We start from the raw sequence: 22,144 nt of genomic DNA on the forward strand, positions 1-22,144 counted from the left end.
TCACTCAAAATACTGACAGTATTTCTTGTTGAGCATTTAATGCTTTTTGTTGCAGCATCAAACGCCCACATTTATCGACTGTAATTTTTTAAAGACCGTATTATTTGCTGTTGAAGCGTTGTGTTCATCAGCACAGAAGCGAGATTATGAAGCGTTTCGTCTATCTCGTCAACCCTCGTTTTTCGCTACATCGTTTTGTTTTCGACGCCGCGTTTTGCGAGGGACCGAACTATAGCAAGCCGCCGCCCGCTTTGGCAAGAGGTAAAATAATAATCTTTCGTCTCCTGTGCCTCTCCATGTCGATCTCCCCTACTCATAACGACGCGCTGTCCGCCCAACTCGACCGCGCCATTAATAACAAGACCAAGCCGCTGGGCAGCCTGGGCGTGCTGGAGGCGCTGGCCAAACAAATCGGCCTGATACAGAGCCGCTGTGATATCAGCATCGCCAAGCCAGCCATATTGGTGTTCGCCGCCGATCACGGCGTGGTGGCGGAAGGCATCTCCGCTTATCCGCAGAACGTGACCTGGCAAATGGTCGAGAACTTCCTGGCCGGTGGCGCCGCCATCAACGTCTTCGCCGCGCAGAACCAATGCGCGCTGCGCGTGATCGATGCCGGCGTCAATCACGACTTCGGCCCGCGCGACGGCCTGACCGACCGCAAGCTCGCCCACGGCACCCGCAACTTCGCCCACGAACCCGCCATGAGCCGCGACCTGTGCGACGCCGCGCTGGCCGCCGGCATGGCGCTGGCCGCCGAGGTGGAAGGCAATGTGGTCGGCTTCGGCGAGATGGGCATCGGGAACACCACCGCAGCCGCAGCGCTGATGCACAAGCTGACCGGCATCCCTGTCGCACAGTGCGTGGGCGCGGGCACCGGCCTGTCGGCCGACGGCATTCTGCACAAGCAGCGCGTGATCGAAGCGGCCGTCGCCAGGCACGCAGCAGCCACCGAGCCGTTCGATGTCCTGGCCACCTTCGGCGGGCTGGAAATCGCCATGATGGCCGGCGCCATGCTGAAAGCCGCCGAGCTTCGCAAAGTGCTGCTGATCGACGGCTTTATCGTCACCAGCGCGCTGCTGGTCGCGGCACGCGTCCAGCCGGCGATCCTGGACTACTGCGTCTTCGCGCACTGCTCCGACGAGAACGGCCACCGCCAGATGCTGGAAGCATTGAACGCCAAGCCGCTGCTCAACCTCGGCCTGCGCCTGGGCGAAGGCACCGGCTGCGCGCTGGCGCTGCCGCTGCTGCATGCCGCCGCCAACTTCCTGAACCAGATGGCCACCTTCGAATCGGCCCAGGTCAGCGAGAAGTCCGAATAATGCACCAGCTACGCCTGTTCTTCACCGCGCTGCAGTTCTTCACCCGCCTGCCCATCCCCGGCTGGGTGGGGTTCGATCCGGCGTGGCTGAATCAGGCATCGCGCTACTTCCCGCTGGTCGGCGTGGTGGTGGCGCTGATCACCGCCGCCACTTACGCCCTGGCCGCATGGCTGCTGCCTGCGCCGGTCGCCGCCATCATCTCCACCGCGATTGGCATCTACGCCACCGGCGCGTTTCATGAAGACGGTTTTGCCGACATGTGCGATGGCTTTGGCGGCGGCATGACGCCGGAGCGCGTGCTGGAGATCATGAAGGACTCGCGCATCGGCGCCTATGGCGCCATCGGCATCATCTGCATGCTGGGACTGAAGTTGACGACACTGGCCATACTGCCGCCGCCGGCCGCCATCGGCGCGCTGCTGGTGGCGCATCCGGTCTCGCGCCTGATGGCCACCTCGCTGATCTGGCGCCTCGATTACGCGCGCGCCGAAGGCAAGGCCAAGCCGCTGGCGCAGAAGATGAGCGGCGCCGAATTCCTGATCGCCACCGCCAGCGCCGCCATTCCCGCAGTGGCCGTGGTATCGCTACGATGGCTGCCGCTGGCGGCGCTGCTTGCCGGCGTACTGGCCGCCGCCGTCGCCACCGTCTGGCTGGGCCGCAAATGCGTGCGCCGCATCGGCGGCTACACCGGCGATTGCCTAGGCGCGGTGCAGCAGGTGACCGAGGTGGCGTTCTACTTGTGCGCCCTGGCCAGCCTGCGGCCATGAAGCTGATACTGGTGCGCCATCCGCAACCGCTGGTCGCGCCGGGCATCTGCTACGGCAGCACCGATCTCGCCGTGGCGCCGGAACAACTGGAGCGGACACTGACCGCCTTGCGGCTGCCGGCTGGCTTGCCCATCTATTCAAGCCCGCTGCGCCGCTGCGCCGAACTGGCCGCGCGCCTGAGCGCCACCGCCATTTACGATGCCCGTCTGGCCGAGATGCACTTCGGCGATTGGGAGATGCGACCGTGGGACGCGATCCCGCGCGCGGACATCGACGCCTGGGCCGCCGACATGGTCCACTACCGCCCCGGCGGCGGCGAGAGCGTGCTGCGGATGGCCGAACGCATCGCCGCTTTTTACGATGAGCTGAAGGGTGACGCCGTCATCATCTGCCACGCCGGAACCATGCGTCTGCTGCGCGCGCGCCATGCGGGACTGCCGCCGGCGGAGATGGCCCTGCAAGCCGCGCAAACCGCCCATCAAATCCCCTACGGCTCCACCTGGGCCCTCTAAACCCGTATAATGTGCGGGTTTTGGTGCTCGCGCGTCTGTTCAGATGCGCAGTTAAACGGGAAACACGGAGCTGATCAAAAAGCCAACGTGTGCTGCCCCCGCAACGGTAAGCAAGTGTCGCCCTCGCGCGCGACGAACCGCCTCTGACAACCACTGTGCCACGGCATGGGAAGGTAAGGCGGTCTGACTTGTTAGCCCGGATACCGGCCAAACCAGGTGGAAGCGGGCGCCCCGCTTCTGTTCACAATTGGCCTACGGGGACGTCGGCCGGTTGCTACTAACAGAAAAATGATCATGACCTTTCGTATTTCCCGCCCTGCGGCGATGACGTCGCTGGCGCTGGCCATGGCTGCCTGCCATGCGCACGCCGAATCCGCAAACGCGTCTGCGGGCACCGTCGTCGTTACCGCCACCCGCACGCCGCAGCCGCTGGCCAATGTCATCAGCGACACCATCTCCATCGGCGCCGAGCAGATCGCCGAATCCGGCGCCGGCTCCGTCGTCGACCTGCTGCAACGCCAGCGCGGCATCGAGATCGCCCGCAACGGCGGCGCCGGCACCGCGTCCAGCGTCTACATCCGTGGCGCCAACAGCAACCAGAGCGTGGTGCTGGTCGACGGCGTGCGCATCGCCTCCTCGACCACCGGCGCCGCCAACTGGAGCGCCATTCCGCTGACCGCCATCGACCATATCGAAATCGTCTACGGCCCACTGAGCTCCCTGTACGGCGCCGACGCCATCGGCGGCGTGATCCAGATCTTCACCAAGAAGGGCAAGGGCGCGCCAGCCGTGACGGCCTTCGCCGGCTACGGCAGCGACAAGACGCGCGAGGCCGACGCCACCCTGTCCGGCGCCACTGGCGGTGAACACAGCTTCAGCTACGCCATCAGCGCCGGCAAAGAGAAATCGGACGGCTTCAACGCCACCCGTCCGGGCCTGTCCACGTACAACGCGGACCGCGACGGCTACGACAAGGAAAACGCCTCTGGCCAATTCGGCCTGCAAATCGCGCCAGGCTACGAAGCCGGCGCGCTGTTCTTGCACAGCAAACTGGAATCGCAGTACGACAGCGGCGCCTCCGCCTACGATACACATAGCGTCGCTTCGCTCGACACCGCCGCCGTTTACGGCAAAGCCAAATTCCTGCCGAACGTCGACACCCTGGTGCAGTATTCGGAAAGCCGCGACAAGGGTCAGAACTGGACCAGCACCGCGGCCGCGGGTTACACGCGCATCGACACCAGGCAAACCGACATCACCCTGCAAAACGATGTCCGCATCGGCGAAGACGTGCTGCAAGTGCTCTACGATCACCGCAAGGAAGAAGTATCGACCAACGGCTCCGACGCGTTGAACCGCGACCGCAGCACCAACTCGTGGGCTGTTTCGTACAATGCCCGCCGTGGCGCCAATCTGCTGAACGCCGCCCTCCGTCGCGACAATTCGGTGTACGGCTCGAAGAACACCGGCTCGGTGGGCTACGGCTACGACATCACCGCGCAGCTGCGCGCCACCGCCAGCTATGGCACCAGCTTCCGCGCGCCGACCTACAACGAGTTGTACTACCCGGGCTACGGCAACGAGGCCAACAAGCCGGAGCAAGGCAAGAGCGCTGAAATCGGGATACGCTGGGATGACGGCGTCAACGCACTGAGTGCCAGCTACTATCACAACAAGCTGACCGACATGCTGGTCAGCGTCACGCCTTGCCCGTACACCAACGTGCCCAAATCGAGCTGCGCTTACAACGTCAACAAGGCGCTGCTGGAGGGCGTGACCATCGCCGGCGCCACCAAGCTGGCCGGCATCAACCTCAACGCCAGCATCGACCTGCAGGATCCGAAGGACGAAACCACCGGCAACCGCTTGCAGCGCCGCTCGAAGAAACACGGCAACGTGAGTGCGGACTACGACATCGGCGCACTGAAGGCCGGCGTTGAGCTGACCTTCTCCGGCGATCGCTTCGACGATGCGGCCAACAAGAACCGTTTGGGCGGCTACGGCCTGGTGAACCTGTACGCGACCTACGCCATCACCCGCGACTGGTCGGCGCTGGTCCGCTGGAACAACGTCGCCGACAAGCGGTACGACCTGGCGCGCAACTACGCCACGCCGGACGCCAAGCTGTTCGCCGGCATCCGTTACGGCTACAAATAATGGTGTAACCTGCCGGGAAGGACGTCCCTTCCCGGCAGTTTTTTCGAAAGCAGTGCATGCATTCTTTCTCTCGCAATCTGCGACAGCGCGCCGCCATCACCCTTGCAGGGTTGCTGCTGTTCGCGTTTGCCAGCCTGATTTTCTCGGGCATGACCGGTTCGGTCTCGATTCCCCTTTCCGATATTCCCGCGGCGCTGAATGAGCTGCTGCATGGCCAGACCTCGACACTAGCGGCCACCCTGCTCGACCTGCGCATCAATCGCGCGGTCTCCGCTTTTGTCACCGGCGCCGCTTTGTCGCTGGCCGGCGTGATGATGCAGGCATTGCTGCGCAATCCGCTGGCCGACCCCTATGTCCTTGGCTTGTCGGCCGGGGCCTCGGTTGGCGCGCTGGCCGCGCTGCTGTTCATGTGCTCCGCGTGGATGGTGGACGCCGCCGCTTTTGGCGGCGCGGTCGCCGTCTCGATGATGCTGTACGTGCTGGCCCGGCGCGACCTGCGCGGCGGCACGGCGGCCGAAGGCGGCACCTCGCTGTTGCTGCTGACCGGCGCCATCCTGTCCGCCGCCTGCATGGCGCTGGTGACGCTGATGCTGTCCATCGCGCCCGAGAGCCGGCTGCGCAGCATGGTGTTCTGGATGATCGGCGATTTGTCCGGCACCCAGGTGCGCTGGATGCCGTGGGCGGTGCTGATCGCCGCGCTGGCGTTCGCGCTGCGCAGCGCCCGTTCCATGAACGTGATGGCGCTGCACGCCGAAGCTGCCGCCACGCTGGGCATCCGCGTCGGCGCGCTGCGCAAGGGTTTGTTCTTCGTCTCCGGCCTGCTGACCGCCAGCGCGGTCACCAGCGCAGGCAGCATCGGCTTCGTCGGCCTGATCGTGCCGCACGCCTGCCGCTTCGCGGTCGGTCCCGACCATCGCATCCTGATTCCGGCGGCCACAGTGGCCGGCGGCACCTTCCTGCTGCTGGCCGACACGCTGGCCCGCACCGCCATCGCGCCGCAACAGCTGCCGGTGGGCGTGGTGACCGCCCTGATCGGCGCGCCGGTCTTCCTGTACCAATTACACCGGCTGCGCAAATGATGATCAGCACGCACAAACTTTACCTCAGCGTCGGCCAGCGCCAGCTGGTGTCGGATCTCGAGTGGCAAGTACGCCAGGGCGAATGCTGGAGCGTCATCGGCCGCAATGGCGCCGGCAAGAGCACGCTGCTGCGGGCGCTGGCCGGCCTGCGCCCGCCGGAGTCCGGCCACGTTGCGCTGGACGGGCGCCCGCTACCCGAATGGCCGCTGGCCGAACTGGCACGCCAGCGCGCCTTCCTCGCGCAGAGCCGCAGCGACGCCTTCTCCTACAGCGTGATCGAAACGGTGCTGTCGGCACGCCATCCGTACCACGACAACCGCTACTGGGAAGACAGCGACGATCACGCCATCGCCATCAAGTCGCTGGAAGCGATGGAGGTGGCCGACCTGGCGGCGCGCGATGTGCGCACGCTGTCCGGCGGCGAACGCCAACGCGTGGCGATCGCCGCCATGCTGGCGCAGGACACGCCGCTGCTGCTGCTCGACGAACCGGCCAACGCGCTCGATCTCGCGCATCAGGTCAGCGTCATGAATATCGTGGCGCGATTGTGCCGCGAGCAGGGCAAGACCGCCGTCATGATCGGTCACGACCTGACGCTGGCGCACAGCGTCTCCACTCACGCGCTGCTGCTGAAGGGCGATGGCCGTTGGCTGGCCGGCGCCACGGCGGAAGTCATGCGGGCCGATATCCTGAGCGACTATCTGGGCCACCCGATCGAAGTGATCCGGCACGGCAAGCGCAGCATCTTTATCCCCAACGAGGAAACCCAATGAGCGACGACATCAACGAACGTCACCGCGTGCGCATGGAGCGCAAGAAAGCCATCATCGACGCCAAGATCGCCGCCGCCGACAAGCAGATCGGCATCATCATCGTCAACACCGGCAACGGCAAGGGCAAGAGCTCCAGCGCCTTCGGCATGGCGATCCGCGCCATGGGGCACGGCATGAAGGTGGGCGTGGTGCAGTTCATCAAAGGCGCGCTGCAGACCGGCGAGGAACGCTTCCTGCGCCGCTTCCCGGAAGAGATCAGCTTCCACGCAATGGGCGAGGGTTACACCTGGGAGACGCAGAACCGCGAACGCGATGTCGCCAAGGCGCAGCTGGCGTGGGAGCAGGCGAAGAAGTTCTTGGCCGATCCGGAGATCGGACTGGTGATCTTCGATGAACTGAACATCGCCCTCAAATACAAATACCTCGACGTGGACGTCGTCATCAACGACCTGTTGGCCCGGCCGGCGATGCAGCACGTCTGCATCACCGGGCGCGGCGCACCACCGGAACTGATCGAGATCGCCGACACGGTGACGGAAATGGACGTGGTAAAGCACGCGTTCAAAGCCGGCATCGGCGCACAAGCGGGGACCGAATGGTAAAAGCCGTCCTGGTCGCCGCCGTCTCGTCCGGGCAAGGCAAGACCACCGTCACCGCCGCGTTGGCGCGCAAGCTGGTCAAACTGGGCCGGCGCGTGCGCGTGTTCAAATGCGGCCCGGACTTCATCGACCCCATGTTGCTGGAGCGTGCCAGCGGTGCGCCGGTGCGTTCGCTCGATCTGTGGATGGTCGGTAAAGAGCTGTGCGGCCAGCAGCTGGCGCAAGCCGCCGCCGAAGCGGACGTTATTCTGATCGAAGGCGTGATGGGTCTCTACGACGGCACGCCCTCTTCCGCCGACCTTGCGCGCGAATTCGGCGTGCCGGTGATGGCGGTGATCGACGCCGGCGCCATGGCGCAAACCGCCGGCGCGCTGGTGCACGGCCTGCGCGACTATGGCCCCGTGAAGATGGCCGGCGTGATCGCCAACCGCGTCGCCAGCGAAGGCCACGCCAAAATGATCGCATCCTCGTTGCGCGACATTCCGTTGTTCGGCACCTTGCCCAAGCAGGCCAAGTCGCTGCCGGAACGGCATCTGGGCCTGGTGCTGCCGGGCGAGGTGCATGACCTTGACCAATTGCTGGACGATTTGGCCGACCAACTGGTATTCGACGAGGCGGCATGGGAAAGCCTGCCGCCCGTGCATATCGGCGCGACGGCGGCTCCGGCGCTGCCGCCGCTACTCGCCGGGAAGACCATCGCCATCGCGCGCGATGCAGCCTTCATGTTCCTTTACCCGGCCAACCTGGACACCCTGCGCGCCATGGGCGCGACGCTGAAGTTTTTCTCGCCGCTGGCCAACGAGGCCGTGCCGGCGCACGCCGACGCCGTCTATCTGCCTGGCGGCTACCCCGAGCTGCACGCCGAACAACTGTCGCAAGCGGACAACTGGACCGCGTCGATCCGCGCGCTCCACGCGGCCGGCATGCCCATCGTCGCCGAATGCGGCGGCATGATGGCGCTGGCCGATACCCTGGCCGACCAGGCCGGCGCGGTGTGGCGCATGGCGGGCCTGCTGCCCGGCGCTGTGGCCATGCAGCCACGCCTGGCGGGTCTCGGTTCGCAGGGGCTGGAGACGCCGCAGGGCATCCTGCGCGGCCACACCTTCCATTACTCCAAGCTGGCGACCGAGGTGGCGCCGGCCACGTACACTAGCAAACATCCCTCCGCTATCCAAGGTGAGGCCTGGTATCGGGTAGGATCGTTATCGGCCTCATATTTTCACGCATACTTTGCATCCAATCCGGCGGCGACCGCCGCCTTGTTACTTAGGAGTGTGACATGACACGTACACTGATTCTGGGCGGCGCCCGCTCCGGCAAAAGCGCCTACGCTGAACGTCTGGCCATCGATTCCGGCAAGGAGGTGGTTTACATCGCCACCGCCACGGCCGGCGACGAGGAAATGGCCGCCCGCATCGCGCATCACCGTGCCGGCCGGCCGCACGAATGGATCACCGTCGAAGAGCCGCTGGCACTGGGTAACCAGCTGCTGCGCTGGTCCTCGCCGGATCGCCTGATCCTGGTGGATTGCCTGACGCTGTGGCTCAACAACCTGCTGTTCAGCAGCGGGCAAGACTACCCGGATATCGGCCAGATCACGCTGCCGCCGCTCTTCCACGAACAGCAGGACATGCTGGCCAGCGCGCTGACCAAGTGCGCCAGCGACATCGTGCTGGTGTCGAACGAGGTTGGCCTGGGCATCATGCCGATGGGCGCCGTGTCGCGCTGCTTCATGGATGAACAGGGACGCCTCAACCAGTCGGTTGCCGCCATCTGCGACCGCGCCGTGTTTGTCGCCGCCGGCCTGCCGCTGGTGCTCAAAGGATAGCTGTGCTGAGTGGACTAAGCTTCTCCACCATCGCGCTGTTGATGGTGGCAGCCGTGTTGCTGGACCTGTGGTGGGGCGAGGTGCGCCGCTGGCATCCGCTGGTCGGCTTCGGCAACCTGGCCATGGCGCTTGAACGCCGCCTGAATCGCGAAGGCCGGCTGCGCTTCGCGCGCGGCGTGCTGGCGTGGACGCTGGCCGTGCTGCCCTTGACCGCGCTGGCCGCGCTGCTGGTATGGACGCTCGCCGCGCCGGCCGCGCAAGCGGCGGCCCATGTCCTCATGCTGTATTTCGCCCTGGGACTGCGCAGCCTGCGCGACCACAACCTGCCGATCGCCGACGCGCTGGGGCGCAACGACCTGCAGGACGCGCGCCGTCTCACCTCCTACATCGTCAGCCGTGACACCACCAGCGCCAGCGAGATCGAACTGACCAAGGCCAGCGCGGAGTCGCTGCTGGAAAACGGCAACGATGCCGTCTTCGGCACCCTGTTCTGGTTCATCGTGGCAGGCGGGCCCGGTGCGGTGCTGTTCCGCATGGCGAACACGCTGGACGCCATGTGGGGCTACCGCACGCCGCGCCTGCGCCAGTTCGGCTGCGCGGCCGCTCGCATCGACGATGCGCTCAACTACCTGCCGGCGCGCCTGACCGCGCTGTCCTACGTGCTGCTGGCGCCGGGCCTGCAAGGCAAGCGCCGTGCATGGCAATGCTGGCGCGCGCAGGCGCCGGGGTGGGACAGCCCGAACGCCGGCCCGGTCATGTCCAGCGGCGCCGGCGCGCTTGGCGTGCAGCTTGGCGGCGCGGCGGTCTATGACGGCGAACTGGAACACCGTCCCACGCTGGGCGCAGGACCGCAAGCCACCGGCACGGACATCAATCGCGCCTGGCGGCTGGTCGCGCGCACCACCGCGCTGTGGCTGGCCCTGGCCTGCGCGGCGGCGGCACTGATGGAGTACATACATGCTTGAACATGGCGGCAACCTGCGCGACGCAGCGCAACGCTTCGGCCGCGATGACTGGGTTGACCTGTCGACCGGCATCAATCCACGCTGGTATCCCGCGCCCACGCTGGACGGCAATGCGTGGCATCGCTTGCCGGAACCGGATCCGGCGCTGACCGCCGCCGCGCAAGCCTTCTATGGCGCGCCGCACATGCTGCCGGTGGCTGGCACACAGGCAGCGATCCAGACCCTTCCCCGGTTGCGCAAACCTTCGCGCGTGGCGGTCAGCGCGCCGTCGTATGCCGAACACGCGCATCACTGGGCCGATCACGGCCACACGCTGACGCTCACACCGTACGACGAGTTGGAAGACGCCGTTGCGCATCACGACGTGGTGGTGGTGGTCAATCCCAACAACCCGACCGGCGCGGCGGTGCCGGCGGCCCAGTTGCTGCGGTGGGCCGAGCGATTGGCCGCACGGGGCGGCTGGCTGGTGGTGGACGAAGCGTTTGGCGACACGGCACAGCACAACAGCGTGGCGGCGCACAGCGCGCTTCCCGGCCTGATCGTCCTGCGCTCGGTCGGCAAGTTCTTCGGCCTGGCCGGCATCCGGCTGGGCTTCGTGGCGGCGCATCCGGCGTTGCTGCGCGACCTAGCCGACCTGCTGGGGCCATGGACCATCAGCGGCCCGGCGCAGCAGATCGCGCTGGCCGCGCTGACCGACCAAGCCTGGCAGGATCAAACCCGGCGCGAGCTGCGAGCCAGCGGCGAACGCCTGCGCGCTCTGCTGGCGGCACACGGCATCCGCGCCAGCGGCACACCGCTATTCCAGTGGTGGGCCGAGCGGCAGCCGGAAGCCTTCTGGCAGCATATGGCGGAACGCGGCATCTGGGTCAGACTCTTTACACAAGCGGGACGCGGCATCCGCCTCGGCCTGCCGCCCGACGAAGCGGGTTGGCAGCGCCTGCAAGCAGCACTCACTGAATGGACAAAAAAATGAAACAACTGATTCTCGCCGCCGCCCTCCTTGCCTCGACGGCCGCCAGCGCCGCCCCGATCTCGGTTCGCGACGACGACGGCAACGTCGTCACGCTGCAAAAACCCGCACAGCGCGTGATCGCCATGGCGCCACACGTGACGGAGTTGCTGTTCGCGGCCGGCGCCGGCGACAAGATCGTCGGCGCCGTCACCTACAGCGACTATCCGGAAGCGGCCAAGAAAATTCCGCGCGTAGGCGACAACCGCCTGATCGACATGGAACGCGTGGCCGCCATGAAGCCGGACCTGATCGTGATCTGGATGCACGGCGGCTTCGAACGCCAGATCGAGGGTTTGCGCAAGCTGGGCATCCCGCTGTTCCACAGCGAGCCGACCAAACTGGAAGGCATCGCCGACAACGTCGAACGCCTGGGCCAGTTGATGGGCACCGATGGCGTGGCCAATGCCACCGCCGCCGACATCCGCCAGCAATTCACGGCTATGGCCAAGCAGTATTCCAACCGCCCGCCGGTACGCCTGTTCTATCAGGTGTGGGACAAGCCGCTCTACACTCTGAACGGCAAATCCATCGTTAGCGACTCGATCCGCCTGTGCGGCGGCGTCAACATCTTCGCGGACCAGAAAGTCACGGCGCCGGTCATCAGCATGGAAGCGGTGCTGCAGGCGAATCCCGAAGCCATCTTCGGCACCAGCGAGAAGGATTACGGCAGCGTCGATCTGTGGAAGCCCTACGGCACGCTGCTGGCGGTCCAGAACAACAACCTGTTCCGCCTGCAGGGCGACCTGCTGAACCGCGCCGGTCCGCGCATGGTGGCCGGCACCAGGGCGCTGTGCGAAAAAATCGAAGAAGCCCGACAGCACCGCAAGAACTGACATGTCCTTCCCCTATCGTACCCTCATGGTGCAAGGCACCACCTCCGACGCCGGCAAAAGCACCGTCGTCGCCGCCCTCTGCCGGCTGCTCAAAAGACAGGGCGTGCGCGTGGCCCCATTCAAGCCGCAGAACATGGCGCTCAACAGCGCGGTGACGGCGGACGGTGGCGAAATCGGCCGCGCGCAAGCGCTGCAGGCCATCGCGGCGGGCGTGCCGGCGCACACCGACATGAATCCCATCCTGCTCAAGCCATCGAGCGACATCGGCGCCCAAGTCATCATCCACGGCAAGGTGCGCGCCGAGATGAACGCGCGCGACTACCACCAATACAAAACCGTCGCCATGCAGGCGGTGCTGGAATCGCACGAGCGCCTGCTGCGACAATACGACTGCGTGATGGTGGAGGGCGCCGGCAGCCCGGCCGAGATCAACCTGCGCGACCGCGACATCGCCAACATGGGCTTCGCCGAAAAAGTCGATTGCCCGGTGGTGCTGGTGGCAGACATCGATCGTGGCGGCGTGTTCGCCCACATCGTCGGCACGCTGGCCTGCCTGTCGGAGAGCGAACGCCAGCGCACCATCGGCTTTGTCATCAACCGATTTCGCGGCGACATCAAGCTGCTGGAGCCGGGCCTGGAATGGCTGGAGCAGCAGACAGGCAAACCGGTGCTGGCGGTCCTGCCTTATCTGCACGGCCTGTTCCTCGACGCCGAAGACGCGGTGCAACCGGTACAAGCCGCGCGCGGCGCCTTCCGGGTGGTGGTCCCCAGCCTGCCGCGCATGAGCAACCACACCGACTTCGACGCACTGCGCGCCCATCCCGACGTTGACCTGCACTTCGTGCGCCAGGGCGAGCCTATCCCTGCGGCCGACCTGATCATCCTCCCCGGCAGCAAGAACACGCGCGGCGACCTGGAATGGCTGCGCGCCCAGGGCTGGCCTGAAAAAATCGCCCATCACCTGCGCTACGGCGGCAAGGTGATCGGCGTCTGTGGCGGCTTCCAGATGCTGGGCCAGAGCGTGACCGACCCGCTGGGCATGGAAGGCAAGGCCGGCGCGTCGCCCGCCCTCGGGCTGCTCGACATGTGCACCGACATGCGTCCTGAGAAACGGCTGGCGCAGGTACAAGGCGTGTGCGCCTTCGACGCGGCGCAAGCACCGGTCAGCGGCTACGAAATCCACATGGGCGTCTCCACCGGCGAAGCACTGCGCAAGCCGGCCTTCATCATCGACGGCCGTCCCGAAGGCGCGTTGTCGGAAGACGGCCAGGTCCTCGGCACCTATCTGCATGGCCTGTTCGACACACCGCAAGGCATCAGCGCCCTGCTGCGCTGGGCCGGCCTTGATTCGCACAACACCGTGGACACCGGCGCGCTGCGCGAAGCCAGCCTGGATCGCATCGCCGACGCCACGCAGCCGCTGCTCGACGCCCTCCTCGCACTGAAATCGAACTGAAATGAACCCGCACGCCTATCCAGATGCCGAAATCGCCGGCGTCTACCGCGCCATCCGCGAACGCCGCGATGTGCGCCACTTCAAACGCGGCCCGCTGGAACCGGGCCAGCTGGAGCGCTTCCTCACCGCCGCCCACCATGGCCCCAGCGTCAGCTACATGCAGCCGTGGCGCTTCGTGCGCATCACCGACGCCGCGCTGCGCGCCGGCATTCACGCGCACGTCAACGAGGAGCGCATCAAGACCGCCGAGGCGCTGGGCCAGCGCGCCGAGGAGTTCATGAAGCTCAAGGTGGAAGGCATCCTGGAATGCGCCGAGGTGCTGGTGGTGGGGCTGGTCGACAAACGCGATCAGTACGTGTTCGGCCGCCGCACCATGCCGGAGATGGACCTGGCCTCCGCCGCCTGCGCCCTGCAGAATTTCTGGCTGGCCGCGCGCGCGGAAGGCATCGGTGCCGGCTGGGTTTCAATGTTCGATCCGCAGCGGCTGCGCGACATCGTCGGCATGCCGGACGGCAGCCAGCCGATCGCCGTGCTGTGCGTGGGCCACGTCCACGAGTTCTACACCGCGCCCATGCTGGAACTGGAGAAGTGGGACCAGCGCCGTCCGCTCAGCGAGATCCTGTTCGAGAACCGCTGGGATAACCCGGCCTAGGCCGGGCACTCCTCGATGCGGCGATTGCCCGGCCCCGGCAGCACGCGCAGGCTGCGCTCCGTGGCCGCCGTGAATTCGTGCTTCAGCACCGTGTCGACAAAGCGCCAGTCGCAACGTACCTGTTCGTGGCTGGCGGTGATGATCATGTAACCGCGTTTGCTGGTCTGCGCGTAATACAGCGGCTCGATCAAATCCACCATCATATTGGCCACGTCTTCCGGATCACGGTCCGGATACGCGCCCTCCATGCCTGGCGATGATACCGAGGCCGTGGCGAACTCCACACCCACCTGCGCTCCCTGCGCGTCGCGCAGATCGCTGGCCCAGGCGTTGTGGGTGTCGCCGGCCAGCACCACCAGGTTCTTGCGATGCTTGCGCATCATCTCGAACACCTGTTCTCGGTCGGCCTGATAGCCGTCCCATGAATCGAGGTAGCACGGCAAGGTGGGCGCCGACAGCCAGCGCTGCTCCTTCGGCGTGACACAGGATGGATCGGCAGCCGCGCGCTTCTTCAAGGCCGAGTAGTCGGTGCAATTGCACTCGCCCATGACCACGGCGGTCGGATATTCCATGCGCGCCATCAGCACCTGCTGGCCGAGCATCTGCCAGCGCGCGGTCGAACGGCTGACCTGCCCCTCCAGCCACGCCATCTGCTCGCGGCCTATCATCTGGCGGCGCGGCGAGCAGACGTCCTGCCTGTACTTCTCCACGTCGAAGTGCTTGTGCTCATCGTAGTACGAGGACATCATCAACTGCTGGTCGCGCGCGATCAGGCGCGTGTCCAGCATATGCAAGGAGACGATGCCGCCGAAATCGAAGGAGCGGTAGATCTTGTCCGGCGCCGCCGCGTCTGGCACGCGGATCGGCATCCATTCATGGTAGGCGGTCAGCGCCGCCGCCTTGCGCAACTCAAAGGGCCCGTACTTGCCGGCCTTGTGATCGACCGAACCGTCGCGCCACGTATCGTCGGCGATCTCGTGGTCGTCCCACACGGTGATGAACGGCATGGCCGCGTGCACCGCCTGCAAATCAGGATCGGAGCGATACTGGGCGTAGCGGCGGCGATAGTCGTCCGTGCGCAGCAGCAGTTCGCGCGGCTCGGATACGCGTCCCAGCGCTTCGGCGTTGCCGCAGGCGTAGCCCGTGCTTTCGTATTCATAGATGTAGTCGCCGATGTGCAGCGCGGCGTCGATATCGTCCTGGCGCGCGGCATCGGCGTACACGTTGAAGTAGCCGGCCGGATAGTTCGAGCAGGAGAACACCGCCAGCCGCACTTGCCGCGCATCGCCACGCGGCAGCGTCCTGGTGCGGCCCACCACCGATTTCCCGCCCTCCGCCGCGAACTGGTAATAGTAGACATGCCCGGGCAGCAAGCCGGAAGGATCCACCTTCACCGTGTAATCCTGCTGCGCGGAGGTGACCACGCTGCCATGCGCGATCACCTGCCGCATGGCGGGATCGGTGGCCATCTGCCAGCGCACCTCGATCTCGCCGGCGCGCGCCGGGGTCACGCGCGTCCACAGGATCACGCGGTCGCTGAGCGGGTCGCCGCTCGCCACGCCATGGCGGAAACCGGTGGGCGTGCTCTCCGCGACACCGCCGGCGGTACTGGTGCAGCCGGCCACCCCGAGCAGCGCGGTCGATGCGGCCACCTGGCGAATAAAGGTGCGGCGTCCTTCCATGTTGGTCTCCCCGGCCATAGCGATGACGGCAACTTACGCCCGCAACGTGACGCGCTCATGACCGTTCCGTTTATTTTGTGTGACAATGTCCCCATGAGTGCCCCGATGAACACCGCCGCCGCCAAGCGCTACCTGCCATGGGTGGTCGCCACCACCCTCTTCATGGAGCAGTTGGACTCCACCGTCGTCAACACGGCCATTCCCGCGATGGCCGCCAGTTTGCAAGTGACGCCACTGAGCCTGAAGGCCGTGGTCACCAGCTACATCCTCAGCCTCGCGGTCTCGATTCCCATCAGCGGCTGGATGGCGGACCGCTTCGGCACCCGCCGCGTGTTCATGACCGCGATCTCCATCTTCACCATCGCCTCGGTGCTGTGCGGCCTGTCGGTCAACTCGCCGATGCTGGTGGCGGCGCGGCTGCTGCAGGGCTTCGGCGCGGCGATGATGATGCCGGTCGGCCGCCTGACCATCGTGCGCACCTATCCCAAGCACGAGCTGCTGGCGGCCATGAACTTCGTCATCATCCCGGCGCTGATCGGGCCACTGCTCGGCCCCACCATCGGCGGCCTGATCGTGCACTGGCTGACATGGCGCGACATCTTCTTCATCAACGTGCCGGTGGGGCTGCTGGCCATCTTCCTTGCGCACCGCTACATGCCGGACTACCGCGAAGACCACACCAAGCCATTGGACCTGATCGGCCTCGTTTTGTTCGGCACCGGCATCGCGCTGCTGTCATGGCTGCTGGAGGTCTTCGGCGAGCATAAGCTGGACGTGACCTCCGCCTCGGTGCTGCTGTTCATCGCCTGCGCGCTGCTGGCGGCGTATGTGTGGCATGCGAAAACCGCGCCGTTCCCGCTGCTGCGGCTGGAGCTGTTCAGGATCCGCACCTTCCGCGTCTCGGTGCTGGGCGGGTTCGTCACCCGCCTCGGCGTCGGCGGCCTGCCCTTCCTGTTGCCGCTGCTGTACCAGCTGGGCCTCGGCCTGCCGGCATGGCAATCGGGCCTGCTGATGATGCCGTCCGCCGCCGCGGCCATGGGCATGAAGGTAATATCGGCGCGCGTGCTGGGGCGCTTCGGCTACCGCCAGGTGCTGACCGTGAACACGCTGCTGATCGGCGTCACCATCAGCATGTTCGCCTTGGTCCACCAGGGCACGCCGCTGTATGCGATTGTCGCGATCAGCCTGTGCCTGGGGTTCTTCAACTCGCTGCAGTTCTCCAGCATGAACAGCATCGCCTATGCCGATGTGGACAACTCCAATTCCAGCATGGCCAGCACGATGGCCAGCTCGATGCAGCAGTTGTCGATGAGTTTCGGGCTGGCGGCCGGCTCGCTGGTCACGGGCTGGTTCCTGGGCGATCTGCCGCAGTCGAACCGCGCGGCGCTGACGTCGGCGCTGCACTACGCTTTCGTGACGCTGGCCGTGCTGACCGTGCTGTCCTCGCTCACCTTCCGCACGCTGCGCAAGACCGACGGCGAAGCCATTACCCAGGCTAAGCGCCCTGACGAACAATCAGGCGATTGACGTAAGGGTCCAGCGGCAGCGTCCCGCGATAACGCTGCGGCGCGTAGCGATAGGCGTAGCTGGGCAGCAGCGAGTACTGGATCTGCAACATCAACCGTGGTTGCAGCGCCGGCGCCGTGCCCTTGTGGATGCCGGCCGTGTCGACCGCGAAGCAAAAGCCGCGCGTGCCGATCGCGGTCAGCAGCATGTCGGCGCTGTGGGCGCCGGCGATTTCACTGTCGCTGTAGAAGCGCAGACGCATCGGCGCCTGCGTCAGGTGGCTGCCGTGCAGGTAGACGTGCGGTCCGGCGCCGTCGTCCACGTCGGTCAGGTAGACCAGCACTTTCAGGTAGCGCCAATCCTCGGAATCGCGGTGGAAGGCCTGCAAGGCGCTGTCGTCGCCCGGCACCGGGAACGACCAGCGCAAGCCCAGCGCGGAGATGGTCGGCTTGCACTCCATGTAGCGCGCCGCCAGCCCCAGCAAGGCGGGACTGTTGGCCAGCGACAGGATGTGCGGACAGGCGATCACGTCGCGCAGATCGTAATCGGCCACGCGCACCGCGTCCGGCCGCTGGGCCAGCGTAAAGCCCGGCCGCTCGCGATCGCGGTCGATCAATAATTTATCGCTGAGCCAGTCGCGAATGTCGTCGCATTGCGCGCTGTCGAGCAGGTTGCCGAGCGGGGCGTAGCCGCTGCGGCGCAGGGCCAGCAGGGCCGCCTCCTCGGCGGGCGTGGCCGCGTACAATTCCTTGCCCGACCCCTGGCGTATCCGCACCGCGCCGCTGAGCGCGCGCACCACCAGCCGGCGCAGCGTGGGATAGGTCACGACGCGCTGGCTGTAATACAACAAGCTTTGGAGCGGGGCAAAACGGCGGCCGGGTTTCAGCTGCGCATATTCCATCGGGCTTTCCTCCCAGAGTAACCTCTGGGAAGGTAACAACCGGGAAGCCAGTCCGCCTTGATATGGGCTAAACCTTGGTGCGGCGGCGTGCGATCGCCCCCACCAGCGCCAGGCCGGCAAACAGCATGGCGTAAGTGGCAGGTTCCGGCACGGCGGCCAGCACCCTGGTATAGGCGCCGTCAAACATGTAAGTCGCGCCCAGGCCATTGATGTGGGTGACGCCGATCAGCAACAGGAAGTTGGCGTCGGCCGAGTAATCGCCCTGCAGACGGAAGGCGTAGCCGCCGTTGGCCGCCTCGGTAAAGGTCAGCGTCTTGCCATCGACCACCGTGCCCAGCGCGCCAAAGGTCAGCGACGAGCCGCCCAGCGACACCGACGAATCGCCGCTCAGCGACAGGCTGGCGAAGCTCTGCCCCGCGGCGCCGGCGTTGACCAGACGCAGCGTGCCGCCATTGAGCACCAGCGCGCTGTCCGCCGACAGGCGCTGGGCGCCATCCAGCGTCAGCGAACCGCCGCTGAGCACGGTGGCGCCGCTGTAGCCGCTCACGCCGGAGAAGCTGACGTCGCCGCTCAGCACTTCCACCTTGCTGAAGTTCGAAATCGCGCCGGCGTACGCAAAGCCGTTGCCGGCGCCGGCATTGACCAGCAAGACGTTCTGGCTGCCGCTGCCGCCATCGATGCCGCCCAGAATCTGGCCGCCGGTGATGGTCACGCTGTTGACGCCGCCGCCCAGCGCGATCGCCTTGCCGCTGCTGGCGCCGTTGATGACGCCGCCGCTAACGATCACCGTGTTGTCGGCGTTGCCCTGGATGGCGGCGCTGGCCGCACCGCCACCGACGATGCTGGCGCCGGCCTGGTTATGGATGGTCACGGTGTAGCCGCTGGCCGCGCCCGACACCACGATGGCCGAATCGCTCTGGCCACGGATCAGGCCGCCGCTCTGGTTGGTGATGGTGGCGTTGGCGTACAGGCCCTCGCGCGTGCCTTTCAGCGCGCCGCTGGTGATGTCGTTGCCGGCCAGCGTGATGCCGCGACCGACCGCATTGGTGTTGCCGGCGCCGACCAGGCCTTCGATGGTGCCCGCGTTGACGATGGTGCCGCCGCCGACGCTGATGCCTTCGCTGTACGCCAGGCCGGCGCCCGGCGCGCTGTAGGCGTTGAGCGAGCGGATAATGCCGGTGTTGGTGATGCTGGCGATGCCATCGGCGTCGATGCCGTCGCCATCGCCGGTGCCACCCTGGCCGCTGATGAGGCCATGGTTGATGATGGTGGCGGCCTGCTTGCCGTTGTAGCCATCGAGGTTGATGCCGGAACCGTTCAGGCCGCGAATCTCGCCGCCGGCGCTGTTGGTCACCGTGATGGTGAAGCTCGATACGGCATCGGCCTGCTCGCCTGTGATGCCGTGGCGGCCGCCTTCGATCAGGCCGGTCGGCAGGTTGAAAATTTGCACCCCGGTGTTTTTCTGCGCATCGACGCCGTCGGCGCCATCATCCTTGACCAGGCTGGAGCGGATCTGGCCAGCGTTGTTGATCACACCGTTCAGTCCGGGGCGCACGACGTCGGCATCGGTGGCTTTCAACAGGCCGCCGGCGTAGTTGTTGATCACGTTGGCGCCGGTCACCGCGTTGAAATCGACCGCCTGCGCGCCACCGGCGGAAGCGTTCAGCGAGACCAGGGAACCGTAGTTGTTCAGCGTGACCGACGCGCCCGCCTTGGCCATCTGGATCACGTCGGCGTCGGCGGACTGCATCAGCGCCTTGTTGTTGCCGAGGCTGCCATTGTTGATCACAAACGTGACGACACCGGTGTTATCGCGGATCACGCGGCCGGAGCCGGTCTGCTTGATGGTGCCGAGGTTGTTCAGTGTGGCGTTGTTGTCGTTGACCGTCACCGCCACCGCGCTGCCGCTCACGCTCAGCGTGCCGGTCGCGGTGACCGTGCCGGTCTGGTTCTTGCCCAGCGTTTGCGCGCTGGCGCTGCCGCCGCTGATGGTGAAGTCCGCCGCCGTGGCGGCACTGAACGGCAGCGCCGCCATCATCAGGAATTGAACAGCGGAGGAAGGTTTCAGCATGATGTCGTCCCGTTGGTGTCATGAATAAACTTTTAATATCCCATACAGTTATGACAAGCTTGTGACACCAACGTGACGACAACACACGCTTTAGAACGACGTCAGCGCCTTGGCGAACTTGATCAACCACAGGCGGCTTGGCCGCTCCACATCGGCGCCGCGCGCCACGCGGATGCTGTTGGCCGCGTTGCAGCCGGCCGCGCTGCTGGTGACGATCACGCCGTTCGCGTCGACATTGCACTTGGTGACGTCGGCGTCGTCGATCGATTTGCCGTTTGCGTCGTAGAGCTTGGTCTTCAGGCCGAAGTCGTTGTCGTTGGCCAGGGCCAGCGTGTTGCCGTCAACGATGGTCAGGCCTTCCGCTTTTTCCGCCAGCCAGCCGATGGCGTTGAGATCGAGCAGCAAGGTTTTCTTCAGCGTGGTCACGGCTTTCCAGTCGGCGCCGTTGACGACCACGCCGCCCATGCTGCTCTTCTCCAGGTCGGAGGTGGCCGGGTTGAAGCCGGCGGCGGCGATGTCGGTGGCGGCGCCGATTTCAATCAGCATCAGCTTGTTGAATACCTTGCCGTTCGGCGCCGCGCCCTGCTCGATCACGATGAACTTGCCATTGCCGAGCGCCACCACATCGCCCAGCTTGGCGTTACCGGTGCGGCCGTCCTGATAGTCGGCGCCGTCCAGCGGATAGGCGTACATCTTGCCGGCCTTGCCGGTGGTGGGGTCGAACTCGGTCCAGCGGGTAAAGCGGGCGAAGCGCTCGACCTGCTCGTTCTTGCCGGTGACCGTATAGGGCGCGGTGCCATCCGACAGGGGGCTTTGCAGGAAGCCATGGAGCTTGTCGGTGCTGGTATCCAGCGCCAGGCCTTCCATGCCGCGGTTGGCGCGGCGTTTCAAGAAGATGTCCGGCAGGCCGCTACCCGGCGCGTATTTGTTCAGGATGATGCCGGTGGCCGGGTCGATCTTGACGATGAAGGGGCCGTACTCGTCCGAGACCCACAGCACGTTGCGCTTCTTATCTACGACGATGGCCTCGGTATCGAGGCCGTTGGCGTCGAATACGGCCTTGCTGCTTGCGTCGTATTTCATCGTGTCCAGCACCGGCAGTTCGGCCGAGTTGCCCACCGCGCCAGGCGGGATGGCCAGGCCGGAGGTCTTGACTGTGGCCGATACCTTGATCGGCGTCGACGAGCTCAGCACAGCGCCGGACTTGCCCACCGTGATCACACCAAACGCCGGCGTGAAGCTTGGCGACGGGAAGATCTTGGCGCCGGTGGTGCCGCTGCCGCTCAGGGCCGGCAGGTTGGGACCGTCGCCGTTGGGGCCGCGGTCGGTCAGGCCGTAGAACTCCAACTCACCATTGGCGTTGGTGCCTTTGAAGGCGATCGAGGAACCGTAGGATGGCAGGAAGCCCAGCGGAAAATCTTCCTTGACCTTGGCGTTCGCGCCCTCGTAGGGAATGTAATAGCTGCTGGCGGCTTGCACCTGGTAGCGCGTTACGGTGACGGCAACCGCGCCGAGCGGCGTGGTCTGGTTGAAGGCCTCATTGACCGGCGTGCCGACCTTGGAGGCCAGCGTGTCCTCGAAGTGCTCGCGCACCAGCGCGCGCCGGCTGTCGTCGATGCCGCGCGCGGCGTACTTGGCGCCAGCGGCCGACAGGTTGGCGGCCAGCGCGGTGTTGAAGGTGTCGGCGGCGGCGTTGAAGTCGGCGCTTTTCGTGGCCAGCGCGGTTTTCACATCGGCGTTCAGCTTGATGCCGTTGGATGGGTCGCTATCGTCGTCCAACAGTTGCAAGGCCAGCAGGCGATTGACGACCTTGCTGTCCTTGACGTCGGTCACGCCGGCCAGCTGCAGCGGCGTGATGGTGGCGGCGCAGGCTGCACTGCCGAGTGCGATGCCGCCGATGCTGAAGCTCACGGTATCGCCGGCGTAGCAGGTAAATGTAATGACCCAGCGATTCCTGCTCAACTCAAGCCGCTAATGCAAATGCCTTAGCGGGTGTTTTCATGCCCAGCGCCTGATGCGGGCGCCGGTT

The 22,144-nt window shown here is 65.8% G+C and carries 19 protein-coding genes and 1 riboswitch; of the genes, 15 read left to right on the plus strand and 4 right to left on the minus strand.

The window, feature by feature from the left end; genetic code table 11:
• Nucleotides 1-296: 296 nt before the first annotated feature.
• From cobT to bluB, 14 genes are all read left to right on the plus strand, one after another.
• Nucleotides 297-1,322 (plus strand): nicotinate-nucleotide--dimethylbenzimidazole phosphoribosyltransferase, encoded by a 1,026-nt coding sequence (gene cobT, locus FHW83_RS29990; protein ID WP_176650027.1) that lies wholly within the window; start codon nt 297-299, stop codon nt 1,320-1,322.
• Nucleotides 1,322-2,089: an adenosylcobinamide-GDP ribazoletransferase gene (locus FHW83_RS29995; protein WP_176650028.1), complete on the plus strand. Its 768-nt coding sequence runs from the start codon at nt 1,322-1,324 to the stop codon at nt 2,087-2,089. Before cobT ends, FHW83_RS29995 begins: the two co-directional genes overlap by 1 nt.
• Nucleotides 2,086-2,601 (plus strand): histidine phosphatase family protein, encoded by a 516-nt coding sequence (locus FHW83_RS30000; RefSeq protein WP_176650029.1) that lies wholly within the window; start codon nt 2,086-2,088, stop codon nt 2,599-2,601. The genes FHW83_RS29995 and FHW83_RS30000 overlap by 4 nt, the downstream gene beginning before the upstream one ends.
• 4 nt (nt 2,602-2,605) lie before the next feature.
• Nucleotides 2,606-2,828: riboswitch (cobalamin riboswitch) on the plus strand.
• 67 nt (nt 2,829-2,895) lie between these two features.
• Entirely contained in the window at nt 2,896-4,758 is a 1,863-nt protein-coding gene (locus tag FHW83_RS30005; protein ID WP_176650030.1) for a TonB-dependent receptor domain-containing protein, read from the plus strand.
• Between the two features lie 56 nt (nt 4,759-4,814).
• Complete coding sequence (locus FHW83_RS30010; protein WP_176650031.1) at nt 4,815-5,837, plus strand: iron ABC transporter permease; 1,023 nt, start codon at nt 4,815-4,817, stop codon at nt 5,835-5,837.
• On the plus strand, nt 5,837-6,610 hold the full coding sequence (locus FHW83_RS30015) for an ABC transporter ATP-binding protein (RefSeq protein WP_176650045.1): 774 nt from the start codon (nt 5,837-5,839) through the stop codon (nt 6,608-6,610). The genes FHW83_RS30010 and FHW83_RS30015 overlap by 1 nt, the downstream gene beginning before the upstream one ends.
• Complete coding sequence (gene cobO / locus FHW83_RS30020) at nt 6,607-7,212, plus strand: cob(I)yrinic acid a,c-diamide adenosyltransferase (protein ID WP_176650032.1); 606 nt, start codon at nt 6,607-6,609, stop codon at nt 7,210-7,212. Before FHW83_RS30015 ends, cobO begins: the two co-directional genes overlap by 4 nt.
• The gene (locus FHW83_RS30025) at nt 7,206-8,492 is read left to right on the plus strand and encodes a cobyrinate a,c-diamide synthase (protein WP_176650033.1); all 1,287 of its coding nucleotides are present in this window, start codon (nt 7,206-7,208) and stop codon (nt 8,490-8,492) included. The genes cobO and FHW83_RS30025 overlap by 7 nt, the downstream gene beginning before the upstream one ends.
• Nucleotides 8,489-9,037 (plus strand): bifunctional adenosylcobinamide kinase/adenosylcobinamide-phosphate guanylyltransferase, encoded by a 549-nt coding sequence (cobU, locus tag FHW83_RS30030; protein ID WP_176650034.1) that lies wholly within the window; start codon nt 8,489-8,491, stop codon nt 9,035-9,037. Before FHW83_RS30025 ends, cobU begins: the two co-directional genes overlap by 4 nt.
• A gap of 2 nt (nt 9,038-9,039) precedes the next feature.
• Entirely contained in the window at nt 9,040-10,002 is a 963-nt protein-coding gene (gene cbiB, locus FHW83_RS30035; protein WP_176650035.1) for an adenosylcobinamide-phosphate synthase CbiB, read from the plus strand.
• Nucleotides 9,995-10,975: a threonine-phosphate decarboxylase CobD gene (gene cobD / locus FHW83_RS30040; protein ID WP_176650036.1), complete on the plus strand. Its 981-nt coding sequence runs from the start codon at nt 9,995-9,997 to the stop codon at nt 10,973-10,975. The genes cbiB and cobD overlap by 8 nt, the downstream gene beginning before the upstream one ends.
• Nucleotides 10,972-11,847, plus strand: coding sequence for a cobalamin-binding protein (locus tag FHW83_RS30045; protein WP_229224422.1), 876 nt, complete (start codon nt 10,972-10,974; stop codon nt 11,845-11,847). Before cobD ends, FHW83_RS30045 begins: the two co-directional genes overlap by 4 nt.
• A 1-nt stretch (nt 11,848) precedes the next feature.
• Nucleotides 11,849-13,303, plus strand: coding sequence for a cobyric acid synthase (locus tag FHW83_RS30050; protein WP_176650038.1), 1,455 nt, complete (start codon nt 11,849-11,851; stop codon nt 13,301-13,303).
• A 1-nt stretch (nt 13,304) separates the two neighbouring features.
• Nucleotides 13,305-13,955 carry a 5,6-dimethylbenzimidazole synthase gene (gene bluB, locus FHW83_RS30055; protein WP_176650039.1) on the plus strand — a complete coding sequence of 217 codons (651 nt, stop codon included), beginning with the start codon at nt 13,305-13,307 and terminating at the stop codon, nt 13,953-13,955.
• On the opposite strand, the gene FHW83_RS30060 is transcribed toward bluB, so the two are convergent.
• Nucleotides 13,952-15,637: an alkaline phosphatase gene (locus tag FHW83_RS30060; protein ID WP_229224423.1), complete on the minus strand. Its 1,686-nt coding sequence runs from the start codon at nt 15,635-15,637 to the stop codon at nt 13,952-13,954. The two genes, bluB and FHW83_RS30060, sit on opposite strands and share 4 nt — an antisense overlap.
• A gap of 105 nt (nt 15,638-15,742) precedes the next feature.
• Here FHW83_RS30060 and FHW83_RS30065 point away from each other — a divergent pair, with 105 nt between their 5' ends.
• The gene (locus tag FHW83_RS30065) at nt 15,743-17,164 is read left to right on the plus strand and encodes a DHA2 family efflux MFS transporter permease subunit (RefSeq protein ID WP_176650041.1); all 1,422 of its coding nucleotides are present in this window, start codon (nt 15,743-15,745) and stop codon (nt 17,162-17,164) included.
• Here the strand turns inward: FHW83_RS30065 and FHW83_RS30070 are convergent.
• The 3 genes from FHW83_RS30070 to FHW83_RS30080 all read right to left on the minus strand — a co-directional run bounded on the left by FHW83_RS30070 (nt 17,133) and on the right by FHW83_RS30080 (nt 22,026).
• On the minus strand, nt 17,133-18,044 hold the full coding sequence (locus FHW83_RS30070; protein WP_176650042.1) for a phytanoyl-CoA dioxygenase family protein: 912 nt from the start codon (nt 18,042-18,044) through the stop codon (nt 17,133-17,135). The genes FHW83_RS30065 and FHW83_RS30070 overlap by 32 nt on opposite strands.
• A 67-nt stretch (nt 18,045-18,111) precedes the next feature.
• Nucleotides 18,112-20,115 (minus strand): FxDxF family PEP-CTERM protein, encoded by a 2,004-nt coding sequence (locus tag FHW83_RS30075; RefSeq protein ID WP_176650043.1) that lies wholly within the window; start codon nt 20,113-20,115, stop codon nt 18,112-18,114.
• 90 nt (nt 20,116-20,205) lie between these two features.
• Nucleotides 20,206-22,026: an esterase-like activity of phytase family protein gene (locus FHW83_RS30080; RefSeq protein ID WP_373997290.1), complete on the minus strand. Its 1,821-nt coding sequence runs from the start codon at nt 22,024-22,026 to the stop codon at nt 20,206-20,208.
• Between the last annotated feature and the right edge of the window lie 118 nt (nt 22,027-22,144).

It is taken from the genome of Duganella sp. SG902, assembly GCF_013376005.1.
Classification (GTDB): domain Bacteria; phylum Pseudomonadota; class Gammaproteobacteria; order Burkholderiales; family Burkholderiaceae_D; genus Rugamonas.

Coding starts and splice junctions, on each gene's coding strand:
- cobT (WP_176650027.1), top strand. CDS start 297: ATGTCGATCTCCCCTACTCATAACGACGCGCTGTCCGCCCAACTCGAC.
- FHW83_RS29995 (WP_176650028.1), top strand. CDS start 1,322: ATGCACCAGCTACGCCTGTTCTTCACCGCGCTGCAGTTCTTCACCCGC.
- FHW83_RS30000 (WP_176650029.1), top strand. CDS start 2,086: ATGAAGCTGATACTGGTGCGCCATCCGCAACCGCTGGTCGCGCCGGGC.
- FHW83_RS30005 (WP_176650030.1), top strand. CDS start 2,896: ATGACCTTTCGTATTTCCCGCCCTGCGGCGATGACGTCGCTGGCGCTG.
- FHW83_RS30010 (WP_176650031.1), top strand. CDS start 4,815: ATGCATTCTTTCTCTCGCAATCTGCGACAGCGCGCCGCCATCACCCTT.
- FHW83_RS30015 (WP_176650045.1), top strand. CDS start 5,837: ATGATCAGCACGCACAAACTTTACCTCAGCGTCGGCCAGCGCCAGCTG.
- cobO (WP_176650032.1), top strand. CDS start 6,607: ATGAGCGACGACATCAACGAACGTCACCGCGTGCGCATGGAGCGCAAG.
- FHW83_RS30025 (WP_176650033.1), top strand. CDS start 7,206: ATGGTAAAAGCCGTCCTGGTCGCCGCCGTCTCGTCCGGGCAAGGCAAG.
- cobU (WP_176650034.1), top strand. CDS start 8,489: ATGACACGTACACTGATTCTGGGCGGCGCCCGCTCCGGCAAAAGCGCC.
- cobD (WP_176650036.1), top strand. CDS start 9,995: ATGCTTGAACATGGCGGCAACCTGCGCGACGCAGCGCAACGCTTCGGC.
- FHW83_RS30045 (WP_229224422.1), top strand. CDS start 10,972: ATGAAACAACTGATTCTCGCCGCCGCCCTCCTTGCCTCGACGGCCGCC.
- FHW83_RS30050 (WP_176650038.1), top strand. CDS start 11,849: ATGTCCTTCCCCTATCGTACCCTCATGGTGCAAGGCACCACCTCCGAC.
- bluB (WP_176650039.1), top strand. CDS start 13,305: ATGAACCCGCACGCCTATCCAGATGCCGAAATCGCCGGCGTCTACCGC.
- FHW83_RS30060 (WP_229224423.1), bottom strand. CDS start 15,637: ATGGAAGGACGCCGCACCTTTATTCGCCAGGTGGCCGCATCGACCGCG.
- FHW83_RS30065 (WP_176650041.1), top strand. CDS start 15,743: ATGAACACCGCCGCCGCCAAGCGCTACCTGCCATGGGTGGTCGCCACC.
- FHW83_RS30070 (WP_176650042.1), bottom strand. CDS start 18,044: ATGGAATATGCGCAGCTGAAACCCGGCCGCCGTTTTGCCCCGCTCCAA.
- FHW83_RS30075 (WP_176650043.1), bottom strand. CDS start 20,115: ATGCTGAAACCTTCCTCCGCTGTTCAATTCCTGATGATGGCGGCGCTG.